Origin of the sequence: Collinsella ureilytica (genome assembly GCF_019795105.1) — a bacterium.
In the GTDB taxonomy this organism is placed as follows: Bacteria; Actinomycetota; Coriobacteriia; order Coriobacteriales; family Coriobacteriaceae; genus Collinsella; species Collinsella ureilytica.
This window is the reverse complement of record NZ_JAIMFO010000005.1, coordinates 251,097-263,114: the sequence shown is the minus strand read 5'-3', so window position 1 is coordinate 263,114 and position 12,018 is coordinate 251,097. Positions and strand designations below refer to the sequence as shown.

At 55.1% G+C, this 12,018-nt stretch carries 11 protein-coding genes; all 11 read left to right on the top strand.

Annotation, left to right across the window (positions count from 1 at the left end):
• Positions 1-51 precede the first annotated feature (51 nt).
• The 11 genes from K6V98_RS03875 to hpf all read left to right on the top strand — a co-directional run bounded on the left by K6V98_RS03875 (position 52) and on the right by hpf (position 11,945).
• Complete coding sequence (locus tag K6V98_RS03875; protein WP_222199209.1) at positions 52-753, top strand: Sec-independent protein translocase subunit TatA/TatB; 702 nt, start codon at positions 52-54, stop codon at positions 751-753.
• A complete protein-coding gene (gene tatC, locus K6V98_RS03870) occupies positions 753-1,547 on the top strand; it encodes a twin-arginine translocase subunit TatC (protein WP_222199208.1) in 795 nt (264 codons plus the stop codon). The genes K6V98_RS03875 and tatC overlap by 1 nt, the downstream gene beginning before the upstream one ends.
• Before the next feature lie 3 nt (positions 1,548-1,550).
• Positions 1,551-1,904, top strand: coding sequence for a hydrogenase maturation nickel metallochaperone HypA/HybF (locus tag K6V98_RS03865; protein ID WP_222199207.1), 354 nt, complete (start codon positions 1,551-1,553; stop codon positions 1,902-1,904).
• Between the two features lie 56 nt (positions 1,905-1,960).
• The gene (gene hypB / locus K6V98_RS03860) at positions 1,961-2,644 is read left to right on the top strand and encodes a hydrogenase nickel incorporation protein HypB (protein WP_222199206.1); all 684 of its coding nucleotides are present in this window, start codon (positions 1,961-1,963) and stop codon (positions 2,642-2,644) included.
• A 110-nt stretch (positions 2,645-2,754) separates the two neighbouring features.
• Positions 2,755-5,316: a DNA topoisomerase I gene (locus tag K6V98_RS03855; protein ID WP_222199205.1), complete on the top strand. Its 2,562-nt coding sequence runs from the start codon at positions 2,755-2,757 to the stop codon at positions 5,314-5,316.
• Positions 5,317-5,418: 102 nt separating this feature from the next.
• On the top strand, positions 5,419-6,045 hold the full coding sequence (gene tmk, locus K6V98_RS03850; RefSeq protein WP_222199204.1) for a dTMP kinase: 627 nt from the start codon (positions 5,419-5,421) through the stop codon (positions 6,043-6,045).
• Positions 6,042-7,169 carry a DNA polymerase III subunit delta' gene (holB, locus tag K6V98_RS03845; RefSeq protein WP_222199203.1) on the top strand — a complete coding sequence of 376 codons (1,128 nt, stop codon included), beginning with the start codon at positions 6,042-6,044 and terminating at the stop codon, positions 7,167-7,169. Before tmk ends, holB begins: the two co-directional genes overlap by 4 nt.
• Positions 7,160-9,025, top strand: coding sequence for a regulatory iron-sulfur-containing complex subunit RicT (locus K6V98_RS03840; protein ID WP_222199202.1), 1,866 nt, complete (start codon positions 7,160-7,162; stop codon positions 9,023-9,025). Before holB ends, K6V98_RS03840 begins: the two co-directional genes overlap by 10 nt.
• 3 nt (positions 9,026-9,028) lie before the next feature.
• Entirely contained in the window at positions 9,029-9,742 is a 714-nt protein-coding gene (locus tag K6V98_RS03835) for a ComF family protein (RefSeq protein WP_222199201.1), read from the top strand.
• 328 nt (positions 9,743-10,070) lie between these two features.
• Positions 10,071-11,084: a substrate-binding periplasmic protein gene (locus K6V98_RS03830; protein WP_222199200.1), complete on the top strand. Its 1,014-nt coding sequence runs from the start codon at positions 10,071-10,073 to the stop codon at positions 11,082-11,084.
• A 273-nt stretch (positions 11,085-11,357) separates the two neighbouring features.
• Positions 11,358-11,945, top strand: a complete 588-nt coding sequence (hpf, locus tag K6V98_RS03825; protein WP_222199199.1) for a ribosome hibernation-promoting factor, HPF/YfiA family — start codon at positions 11,358-11,360, stop codon at positions 11,943-11,945.
• Positions 11,946-12,018: the final 73 nt, after the last annotated feature.

The window sequence follows — 12,018 nt, the reverse complement described above, 5'->3', positions numbered from 1 at the left end:
GCGAAAGGCCTCGTTTTTGAGGTTCGAATATGACGGCACATGGAGGTGTACGTGTTCGGCATCGGTTCCGGGGAATTGGCGATCATTTTGGTCTTCGGTTTCCTGCTCTTCGGGCCAGACAAGCTCCCACAGATGGGGCGCACAATTGGCCGCGCCCTGCGTCAATTTAGAGAGACGCAAGAACGCATGACATCCATGGTGCAGTCTGAGGTAATTGACCCCATGACGTCGGTGGTGCAAGAAGCAACAACGGCGGCAACAAGTTCGGCACATGCAGTTTCTTCATCTTCGCATGCAGACGATGATGATGCGGATATTGAAGACGCGCCATCTCTTGAGCGGCGGCGTGAAACCTTTGCGGAGCGCCGTGCGCGCCTTGCTGCAGAGCGAGCTGAGGCGGAAGAACGTGAGGAACGCGCGATTGCTGCAGCAGCGGGCTCTTCTGCAGCTGAGTCACGTGCAGAGCGTGAATCTGGCTCGGTGCAAGATGTGCAGGAAGAAGCGACAAGCGAAGAGGCTGGCTCTGCGCACGATTCGACTGGCAATGATGAGGGCGCAGCTCGCAAGACGGATAGTGCGAGTGGGGAAGGTAGGTCTGAGCCGAGCGACGCTGCAGCGGACGAGCCGAGTGATGCAGCTTCTGATGCGACGGCTGCCCTCTATACCCGTCGCCCAAAAAGGCTCGCCGTTGTAGCTCCTGAGCCTACAGAGTCTGATGCGGCTGATGTTCCCGCTGATGGAGGTGAGCTCTAATGCCCATCGGTCCTGCGCGCATGCCTTTGCTCGATCATTTGGGAGAGCTTCGCCGCCGCCTCACCATCGTGGTGGTCTCTGTCTTGGTGGCAACTATCGTGATGTATTTTGCGACGCCTACCATCGTGGATATCCTAAAAGAGCCCATCATGCCCTTTTTGGAAGGTCAAGACTTTGTTATCATGACCTCGCTCGGTGGTTTTGCCATTAAATTTGGCATTGCATTCAAGGTTGCCATCGTCATGTGTACGCCCATGATTCTGTGGCAGCTGCTCGGCTTTTTCTTGCCTGCCTTAAAGCCAAATGAGCGCCGGTGGGTCGTTCCCACGGTGCTTGCCGCAACGGGTCTCTTCTTTGTCGGCGCGGTATTTTGTTATTTCATTATTGTGCCGGCAGCCTTTGAGTGGCTCATTGCCGAGACACAAACCATCGCTGCTGCTCTCCCTAATCTTGAGGACTATATTGGCATCGAGATTTTGTTAATGATTGGCTTTGGCATCTCGTTCGAGTTGCCGCTCATCGTGTTTTACCTCGCAGTTTTTCATATCGTGCCGTATGCCAAATTCAGATCAGCTTGGCGTTATATCTATGTTGCCATGCTGGTAGTTTCGGCATCTATTACGCCTGACGCAAGCCCGGTCACGTTGATGTTTATGTATGCCGCCATGCTTTCGCTCTATGAGATTTCACTGCTGGTGACCCGCGTTGTCATTATGGCAACCGAGGGCAAAGAGGGTCTGACGCGCAGCCGCTTAGGTATTCTTTTTGGTGACGATGAGGATGAGGACGCCTAAGGCATGCACGAGATGGGCATTGTGGACGGGATTTTAGCGACCGTTATCGCCGCTGCCCACGATGCTGGCGCGAGTCGGATCATCTCAGTTCGTTTGCGCATTGGTGACATGCGTGAGGTGGTTGAGGAGTCGCTCAGGTTCGCGTGGGAGGCGTTGCGCGAAGATGACTCGCTCACCTCCTCAGCCGAGCTGCAGGTAGATGAGGTGCGCCCAAAAAGCATCTGCTCTGCCTGTGGAATAACCTTTGATCATGATCGCTTTCATCTGCGCTGTCCCGCCTGCGGTAGTACAAATACGCGTCTGCTCGCGGGTCGTGAACTCGATATTGTATCCATGGAGATTGAGACAGACGATTAGCAATACGTTGGTAGTACGACTGCTGCTAAGCGGGAGCCTTGTTGAGGGGTGGGGCTATGGGAGAAAAAACCGTGGGGATCGTACGCCCGATCCTGTCTGCAAATGAGCGGATCGCACGTGAGCTTCGTGAGCGTTTTTCTGCCACCAACACCTTTGTCGTGAATGTGCTCTCAAGCCCGGGCTCAGGCAAGACCTCTACTATTCTGGCTACGAATGAGCGCCTGCGTGATCAGTACCATCTCAGGTGTGCCGTGATTGAGGGCGATATTGCGTCAGATGTGGATGCCCAGACCATGAAGGCAGCTGGTATTCCTGCCATTCAGATCAATACCGGCGGTCTTTGCCATCTTGAGGGAGATATGATTCGGCGAGCCGTTGACGCTCTTGACGCAGGGCCGGGTCTTTCAACAATCGATGTGATCTTCATCGAAAACGTGGGCAATCTTGTGTGCCCGGTGGATTTTGACCTTGGCGAGGATCTCTCAGTCATGATCCTTTCGATTCCGGAAGGGGACGATAAGCCGCTCAAGTACCCAGGCATTTTTCAACATGCCGATGCCTTGCTGCTCAACAAGATTGATGTCCGCACTGCCTTTGATTTTGATCTTGATGCCTATAGTGCCACGTTGGATGATCTCAATCCTGAAGCTCCGCAGTTTTCAATCAGTGCGGTTCGCGGATCTGGGATGGATGCGTGGTGTGCTTGGTTGGCAAAGCGCATGTTTTCGGTAAGAAGCTAGCGAGCACGTAGTGAGATGCTTGCTCAGCTTGCTTTTTCTGCCTGCGTGTATACTGTGGTCACCAAACAGTCGATTTACTCGGCCGTATCGGCCACGTTAGGAGCCTTCCTTTGAAGCTCGTCATTGCAGAGAAAAACATTGCTGCCCAAAAAATTGCTCAGCTGCTCTCCCAGGTGGGTGCCCCTAAGACCGATAAGGTGTATAACACGCAGGTCTATCGCTTTACCGTGGATGGCGAAGAGTGGGTTTCTATGGGTCTGGCAGGCCACATTTTGGCTCCAGACTTTCCTGATGAGATCTTGTTTGATCAAAAGGCTGGTTGGCACAGTGTAGATGCTGAGGGAGAAGTACTCCTCGCCGATGTTCCCGATGGCCTGCCGCGCCCTCCGTACGATACAAAGCGGCGTCCATTTTTGGCGAATGGCATCAATATCAAGGGCTGGAAGGTAGAAAGCCTCCCATATCTTACCTGGGCTCCGATCGTTAAAAATCCGGCTGAAAAAGAGATCATTCGCGTCCTTAAAAACCTGGCAAAAAAGGCTGATTCTGTGGTTATTGCTACAGACTTTGACCGCGAAGGTGAGCTGATTGGATCGGATGCACTCTCGCAGGTGCGCCAGGTAGCGCCCGAGGTGCCGGTGGCTCGTGCCCGCTATTCTGCCCTCATTAAAGGTGAGGTAACTGAGGCATTCGCACATCTCGTCGAGCTTGACCAAGATCTGGCTGATGCTGGTGAGAGTCGCCAGTATATTGATCTCATTTGGGGCGCTGTGCTGACGCGCTATCTTACCCTGGCTAAGTTTGGCGGATTTGGAAATGTGCGCTCTGCTGGTCGTGTACAAACGCCCACACTCGCGCTAGTAGTTGAGCGCGAGCGGGAGCGCATGGCTTTTGTCCCTGAGGATTATTGGCAGATTCGAGGAAAGGCTGAAAAGGATGGGCAGGAGTTCAAAATTGCCCATGCTACTACGCGCTTTACCGACAAGGCTACTGCAGAGCTTGTGTTTTCGCACGTAGATGGTAGCAATCGTGGTTGGGTGTCTGCGGTAGCCAAGCGGTCGCGCAAACAGGCACCGCCCGTGCCATTCAATACAACCTCGCTTCAGGCGGCCGCTGCTGCTGAGGGCATAGCGCCTGCACGCACGATGCGCATTGCTGAGAGCCTGTATATGAGCGGTCTTATTTCGTATCCACGTGTAGACAATACGGTGTATCCGCGATCGCTTGATTTGGCAGGCATTGTTTCTGGCTTGGCCAAAAACTCACCAGCCTTGGCTCCGGTGTGCAAGAAGGTACTCGCAGGGCCGATGAAGCCTACGCGCGGCAAGACCGAAACAACCGACCATCCACCTATTCACCCGACTGGGCAGGGCAATCCAGAGTCGCTCGACGGAGGTCAGAAAAAGCTCTACAACCTGATCGCTCGGAGATTTTTAGCAACGCTCATGGGGCCTGCCACCATCGAGAACACAAAGCTCTCGATTGACGTGGAGGGCGAGCCGTTTGTGGCATCGGGAGATGTTTTGGTACAGCCCGGTTTTCGCGAGGCATACCCCTATGGCTTGAAGCGCGATGAGCAGCTTCCCGCCCTTGCTGAAGGCGATGAGGTTGCTGTTTCTGATATTGCGCTTGAGGCAAAGCAAACCGAGCCGCCGGCGCGCTACTCGCAAGGCAGGCTCGTACAAGAGATGGAAAAGCGCGGGCTCGGCACGAAGTCTACGCGTGCAAGCATTATTGAGCGGCTCTATCAGGTGCGCTACCTCAAAAATGATCCGATTGAGCCAAGCCAGTTAGGTATGGCAATTGTCGATGCTCTTTCGCAATATGCGCCGCGTGTTACTACGCCAGAAATGACTGCTGAGCTGGATCGAGATATGACCTCGGTTGCAGAAGGAAAAGAAAGCCGCGACCATGTGGTCGATCACTCACGTGCTCTGCTTGCAGGCATGCTTGATGAGCTCATTGAGCACAAGGATGATTTGGGCGAGGCAATTTCTGATGCGGTAACGGCCGATGCTCGTGTGGGTGCCTGCCCCAAGTGCGGCAAAGACTTAGTTATGAAAACGAGTGCAAAGACGCGCGGAAGCTTTATTGGCTGCATGGGATGGCCAGACTGCGACGTTACCTATCCGGTGCCAAGCGGCGTGAAGGTGAGTCCTTTGGAGGGGGAGGCGGCTGTGTGCCCCGAGTGCGGAGCACCTCGTATTAAGTGCCAGCCCTTCCGCAATCGCGCATGGGAGCAGTGCGTGAATCCACGCTGCCCTACGAATTTTGAGCCGGATATCAAGGTAGGGGAGTGCCCAGTCTGTGCTGAGGCAGGGCGTACCGGCGAGTTGATTGCGCATAAGTCTGAGCGTTCCGGCAAGCGTTTTATCCGATGCACCAACTACGAGCTTTGCGAGGTCTCCTATCCGCTTCCGGCTCGCGGAAAGCTTGAGGCAACCGGAGAGGTGTGCCAAGACTGTGGTGCACCCATCGTCGTGGTAGAAACTGCTCGAGGGCCGTGGCGGATCTGTGTAAATATGGACTGCCCGGGCAAGGAGAAAAAGCCTGCTCGTGGTCGTGGCGGAGCGCGCAAGGCAGGTACGGGAAAGAAGGCCGGAGCAAAGAAGACGAGCGCTGCGAAGAAGGCGGGTTCTACGAAGAAGGCTAGCACGAAGAAAACGAGCTAAGCAAACAAGGCTTCCGACACGAGATAGACCATTAAACCATGCGGTAAGCCACGTGTTCTCGCCTGGTATGCCGCATGCGCACGATAAGCAAGAAGGAGGCTCATGAGTCCGCTCTTTATCACACTTGAGGGAATTGATGGTTCGGGCAAGTCTACCCAGGCTGATCTGCTCGCGTTTGCCCTTGAGCAGGCCGGACACACAATCGTGCGCCTTCGCGAGCCGGGCGGGACAGATATATCAGAGCAAATTCGGCATATCCTGCTAGACCCGCAAAACGCTGCCATGGGCATAACTTGTGAGCTGCTTTTATACGAAGCTGCCCGCGCTCAGCTGGTGCATGAGTGCATCAAGCCTGCCTTGGCTGCGGGCAAAACCGTACTGTGTGATCGCTTCTATGATTCCACGACTGCCTACCAGGCATATGCCGGGGGTCTTGATCGAGCAGCTGTTGAACAGGCAAACAAGCTGGCCATTCATGGATGCGTGCCCTCACGTACCCTCGTGTTTGATCTTCCGGTTGAGGTGGCAGCATCGCGCGCCGAAGCTCGGGGTGCTAAAGATCGTATGGAAGCTAAGGGTTTGGCATTTCAGGCACGTGTGGCCGCAGGATTTCGCTCCATTGCCGCTCATGAACCCGATCGTGTGCGCCTCATTGATGCAGACGGCTCGGTGGAAGACGTGTTTGCTCGGGTTTGTAACGCCTTGAAAGGTCTGGTTGATCTTTCATGAGTGGTTTGTTGGCAGAACTGGGAAGCCAAGCTCGGGTAAGAGATTTTTTGCATCGAGCTGCAGATACGGGTAGGGCAAGTCATGCCTATCTGTTCCTAGGCCCTCCCAGTTCAGGGAAGACCGAAGTTGCCTGGGCATTTGCACAAGCGCTGCTCTGTGAGGATGAACAAAATCCGGGCTGCGGAAGCTGCGATGCGTGTCGTCGGGTCGCCCGTCATACACATCCCGATGTGCGCTTGCTTGAGCCAGAAAGCGCCATGGGTTATCTCATTTCCCAAGTTCGCGATGTACTCGAAGAAGTTCCGCTCACGCCCATTCGCGGCAAAGGCAAGGTCTATATCATTGACCGTGCTGAGCAGCTTCGTGCCAACACTGCAAACGCCCTGCTCAAAACCTTAGAAGAGCCACCTTTGGGCGTTACCTTTATTTTGTTGGGAACCAGCGCAGACGCCATCTTGCCTACCATTATGTCTCGCTGTCAGTGCGTGCCTTTTCAAACCTTGTCCTTGCAAACGATCGCCGATCAGATTGGGCGAGAAACAGGAGCGCTTGCAGATCGAGCGCGTATTGCAGCGGCTGTCTCGCAAGGCTCAGCTGAGGCAATTGAGTTTGTTCGCTCGGCAGATCGCCAAGCTGCGCGTCGCGCAATGATCCATGCCCTTGATTCCCTCCCTCATGCAGACGCGGCAGATATTCTTGAGCGCGCGCGAGAAATTACCCTCGCGTGCGATGCCCCCTTGGCAGAGGTCGAATCAACACAAAAGGCCATCCTCGAACAAAATGCTGACTATTTGAGTCGCGGTGCTTTAAAGCAGCTTGAGGATCGCAATAAGCGCGAATTAACCGCCCGTCGACGATCAGGTATTATGGAAGTTCTCGCGAGCGCCAGATCGCTGCTGCGCGACGTCCTGCTCACACGTGAGGGGGTCGATCTTGCAAGCCGCGTGAATACCGACGTTCAGGATATTGTCGAGCGCCTCTCCGCTGCTGCCTGTGTTACCGGAGTGCTCAGCGCCCTCGATGCGGTCTCTGTTGCCGAGGCTCGACTCGCCAGAAACGTCACTCCCCAGCTGGTCATTGAGACCATGCTCTTTGCTATCAGAAAGGGGCTCCAATGCCCATAGTCGTACCCGTTAAATTCCCCTTCGCCTCGCGCGATCTGTGGTTTGCTCCTTGCGGGTTGGATATTGTTCAGGCTGATTACGCCATTTGTCAAACTGAGCGCGGTACCGAGATTGGCCTGGTTGTTGCTGATCCGTTTGAGGTTTCTGCAGAAGAGATTGTGGGAACCTTAAAGCCGGTCATACGAATTGCTGAGGACGTCGATCTTGTTCGAGCGGATGAGCTTGCTCAGCGTGGTGAAGATGCAATGACGGCGTTTCGTGAGATTACCGAGAAAAATGACCTGGATATGAAGCCCGTGGGTGTGGAGTTTCTCTTTGGAGGAGAGCGCGCCGTCTTTTATTTTGCAGCGGAGGAGCGGGTAGATTTTAGACAGCTCGTTCGGGATCTCTCTGCTCATTTTCATATCCGGGTGGATATGCGCCAGATTGGCGTGCGCGATGAGACGAGGCTCTCGGGTGGCTACGCTACCTGTGGCCAGGAGTTATGTTGTGCTCGTTTTGGCGGCCAATTTGAGCCCGTGTCGATTCGCATGGCAAAAGAGCAGGATCTTCCTTTGAACTCTGCCAAGATTTCTGGGATGTGCGGCAGGCTTATGTGCTGCTTACGCTATGAGTTTGAAGCGTATAAAGACTTTAAGAGCCGCGCGCCAAAGAAAAAGACGCTCATTGATACACCGCTCGGAAAAGCGCGTATACAAGAGTACGATACCCCGCGTGAACAGCTTATCTTGCGCCTGGAAGGCGGTCGGGTTTTTCGTGTAAGCCTCGCGGATATGAGCTGCTCTGAAAGTTGTCAGAAGAAGGCTGAAGCTCAGGGCTGTAGGTGCCGTCCGGATTGCGTTACCCGAGATATTATGGACAGGATTGAGTCTCCTGAGATTAAGCTTGCTCTGGTAGAGCTCGATCGCAAAAACGGTGTTGACGTGGGAGATAGCCTCGATTCGTCTGACCGTATTGCTATGTCAGGTCCCACTCCCAAGGCACGTCGCCGTGGCGAGGATGAGGATCTGCCCTCTGAATCGGCAGGTTCAGCTCAGCGTCGTCGGCGCAGTGTGGCTGAGGATGAGGAGCAAGTACCCGAGCGCGAGGGTTTGCGAAAGCGTAGTCGCAATCAGATGGGTGCGTCAGACCCAGTTCGCCGCTTCGATCAGGCAGGAGCGGAAGCTGGCAGAAAGCCTCGCCGTCGCCGAACATCAGCAGTGCCTGCTGATGTTGATGAAACAGCTCAAGATCAGCGTATGAAACAATCGAACGATGTAGCTTCTCGTGGAGCCCAAGGTGCTAGAGGCGAGCGAAGTGCTACCTCTTCTGAGCGAGGATCTGCCCCGACGGCACGTGGTGCTGTTTCTGCAAGCCGTGAAGGAGCGCCGAGCCGTCGCCGTCGTCGCCGGATGTCTGATCAAGATAGAGATGAGGCGTTCCGCCGTGCTGCTGCCCGCGACGCCGCAGACTCATCTCAAGATACATCCTCTGTTGAGGGGCAGGAGCGCTCATCTGCTCAAGGTCGGAAGGCACAAACGCGTCGTCGTCGAGGATCTGCATCTACAAAGCCCGAGACGCTTTCTGTAGCAGATCAGCTGGCCGAGGGTGAAGTGCGGGTTGTTCGGAGACGTCCCGGAGACGGTGGGGGACAAGCCGCTCAAGAGTATTCGCAAGAGCGATCTGCGCGAAAGGTGCGCCGTGAGCGCCCTAGCCGTACAGCCACCTCGAGATCTTCTGCTCATGAGACTCAGCAGCGCGATCGCGAAGAAGGAACGACACCGAGCCATACCCAGGTGAGCGAGACTGAGCGTCGCGTTCGTCGCCGTCGTACGCGCAAGCCGCGCCCGGGCGGCAGTGAGCCAGGAGAGGTCTAAGCTATGTGGCGGGCGGTTGTTGAGGCTGTGTTTGAGACGGTCTCGCCCACCCGCTGCGCTGGTTGTGAAAGACCTGGCACACTCATTTGTCAGAACTGTTTAAACAAACTTGCGCTTATTGATCCTAAAACATGCTGCATACACTGTGGTGCTCCGTATGGAGCGCTGCTATGTACTGAGTGCGATGGGCAGCTTGGTTCGCTTTCGCGCGTGCTTGCAACGGCGGCATTTGATGACCCGCTGCCACGTATCATTCGTGCGTATAAAGATGCTGGTGAGCGTCGTCTCGCCAAGACATGTGCCGCTCTGCTGCTCGATACTGCGAGCAATGCAGAGATGGCAGCACGCGAGCGCTATGGCGGCATCCTCTCTGCTGCAGATGCTCTTACCTTTGTACCAGCCACGGCTCAGGCTTTCCGGCGGCGCGGCTTTGATCACATGGAAGCGATTGCCCGAGCGCTTTCTGAGCTTTCTGGTCGCCCGGTCATCGATGCCCTCGTAAAGCACGGTCGCACCGATCAACGTCGCTTAGGTCGATCAGAGCGGCTTGCATTGCACTCAAAACGCTATGAGGTGGTTGCCGATCTTTGTGGGGCTCACCTTCTGCTGGTTGATGATGTGATTACCACGGGAGCCACCATGGCCTCAACGGCGGGAGCCTTATGTGCTGCCGGAGCTTCCCGGGTAGATGGACTCGCCCTTGCCCGCGTTTGGTAGGGATCTCCTGTAGCTTGTAGCTTCGACCTCGGACAATCTTGCTGCTCACCTGCTATACTGTGCTCCGTTCCTTCCAGGCTGTGGTTGCGGGCGGGGTTTTCTCGCCTCAGTCCAGGGCAGACGCGGTCAAAAGGACCCACGTAAGTTCCCGTGTACGCGCGGGAGCGATCATGGCGCGTCCTAGAAGTTAGACGCACCGCCCGTTCATATTCAGAGCAATGGGTGTTCTGCGGGCGAGCGGGTTAGTCGTGATGCCGCTGTGGCGGTTGAGCAAAGGCTCCAGTGCGCAAGTGTGGGGTAAAAAACCAGGTCAGCTGGGGGGAACGGCATGGTCTGTGAGACGGGGGTTGTTATGAGAGATCTGGGTGAGCATAGGTTTTCACGATTTGCAGTCGCGGTTTGTGCGACGCTCGCGATCGGTTCCCTCTGTGGATGCTCGCTGCTTACCCCTACGCGTGCCGAGGTTCCCGAGCCCAATGTGCGCGTGAAGCTTACAGCGCCGGTCATAGAAACTGAGGGCGTTTTAACGGTGGGGCTGCCTTCAAATAGTGCACCGCAGGCCTTTACCGCAAAAGATGGCAAGCTCACCGGTTATTCAGTTGATGTTGCTCGAGCTCTCGCTCGAAGGCTCGGCCTCAAGGTCTCCTTTGTGATTGGTGCAGATCCCGGTTCGGTGGGAGACCCGGGTGCTCCGGATATTTTCTTAGGCGCTCCTGTAGCAGGAGCCTTAGAAGAAGGCACCATCGTGGGTACCTATTTAGAGGATGCTCCGGCGCTTTTTGCTATGTCTGATCGCGCGCAACAAAAGAGCCTGTCTCTGCAAGATCTGAATGGTGTGCGCATTGCTGTGCAGTCCGGCTCATCTTCTAAAGATGTGCTTTCAAAATGCGGCATTCAGGCTGAGGAAATAAGCTGCACGAATGTGAATGACTGCTTGGAGGCAGTCATTGCTGGCAAGGCTGATTACGCCGCCTGCTCGGTAACGACGGGAGCCTATTTAGCACGGATGCACACCGGTCTCAAATTCGTGTGCACAATTGACGAGGCAACCACCTATGGCGTGCGCATGAAGGCTAAAAATCGCGAGCTTATCTCAGAAATTAGCGATGCGATGGACACGCTCGCATCAAACGGCGTGCTGGATGCTATTCGTGTGGCCTGGTACGGGCATCTTCCTGAGACGCTTGAAGGGACGATGGTCTCGGGCATTAGTACAACCTCTGAGCGAAAGGCAGAGACTGAGCGGCAAAAAAGCCTCAACGCTCCTGACCGCGAGAGCTCAAGCCGTGAGGGCACATCGACCCGGAGCGCTGCCAGCGACCATGATGAGGATGGGCGCTAGCTCCGCTTGTCTGCATGCGTTTGAGACACATGCCTTGGCCACGTAATGCTTAGGGAAGCAGGTGGGCATGCCGTGCGCACCAATGGTTTGAGACAGATGCCTTGGCCGCGTACTTCCTGAGAACGTAATTCATAGCTCGTCCATTTTGGCCGTGCCCAATTGCGGCGGTGGGTTGAAGTTGGATCTTCTATCGCACATTTTTCCCGATTCTGGGTACAAACGTCATATCAGGCTCTTGGCCTGGAATCTGTACCCGGAAGGATTGGAGTGAGCATGGATATCAAGGTTTCCGGCCGTAAGACCACGGTGACCGATGCCTTGCGTACACATGTGCATGAGAAGGTCGGAGAAGCCTGCAAGGTATTTGATATCGCGCCTATGACCGTCGATGTCGTTTTGCGCTATGAGAAAAATCCTTCAAATCCTGAGCCTGCCATTGTGGAGGTAACGGTGCGCGTGCGCGGCACGGTAATTCGCGTGGCAGAGCATGGATCTGATATGTATGCCGCTATTGATGCTGCGGCAGATAAGGTTACGCGTCAGTTGCGCAAATACAAGACGCGGGTGGTCGATAACCGCCATGGTGGCGCATCTGCTGCCGAGGTCTTGCCCTATGAGCGCGTAGAGGATCTCGCAGACCTGCTTATTCCTGCCGATGAGGAGGATGACCTGCTGGTTCGTGAGAAGGTCATCGAGATCACTCCCATGACTGAGGAGCAGGCATTAGTGCAGATCGATCTTTTGGGACATGATTTTTATGTCTTTGAAGATGCAACGACAGGTCTTATTAACGTGGTGTATCACCGGAAGAATGGTGGATACGGCATTATCAAGCCCAAGATTGAAACACTTGACGAGTAAGATAGCAGGGAAGATTTGATAGGAGAGCGGCCGTCAATCTGGCGGCCGCCATTCCCGGCGACCGAAAGGTGGG

Excerpts from the sequence above, each read along its gene's own strand:
- holB (WP_222199203.1), top strand. The coding sequence starts at position 6,042 with ATGAGTGGTTTGTTGGCAGAACTGGGAAGCCAAGCTCGGGTAAGAGAT.
- hpf (WP_222199199.1), top strand. The coding sequence starts at position 11,358 with ATGGATATCAAGGTTTCCGGCCGTAAGACCACGGTGACCGATGCCTTG.
- K6V98_RS03835 (WP_222199201.1), top strand. The coding sequence starts at position 9,029 with ATGTGGCGGGCGGTTGTTGAGGCTGTGTTTGAGACGGTCTCGCCCACC.
- K6V98_RS03865 (WP_222199207.1), top strand. The coding sequence starts at position 1,551 with ATGCACGAGATGGGCATTGTGGACGGGATTTTAGCGACCGTTATCGCC.
- hypB (WP_222199206.1), top strand. The coding sequence starts at position 1,961 with ATGGGAGAAAAAACCGTGGGGATCGTACGCCCGATCCTGTCTGCAAAT.
- tmk (WP_222199204.1), top strand. The coding sequence starts at position 5,419 with ATGAGTCCGCTCTTTATCACACTTGAGGGAATTGATGGTTCGGGCAAG.
- K6V98_RS03840 (WP_222199202.1), top strand. The coding sequence starts at position 7,160 with ATGCCCATAGTCGTACCCGTTAAATTCCCCTTCGCCTCGCGCGATCTG.
- tatC (WP_222199208.1), top strand. The coding sequence starts at position 753 with ATGCCCATCGGTCCTGCGCGCATGCCTTTGCTCGATCATTTGGGAGAG.
- K6V98_RS03830 (WP_222199200.1), top strand. The coding sequence starts at position 10,071 with ATGGTCTGTGAGACGGGGGTTGTTATGAGAGATCTGGGTGAGCATAGG.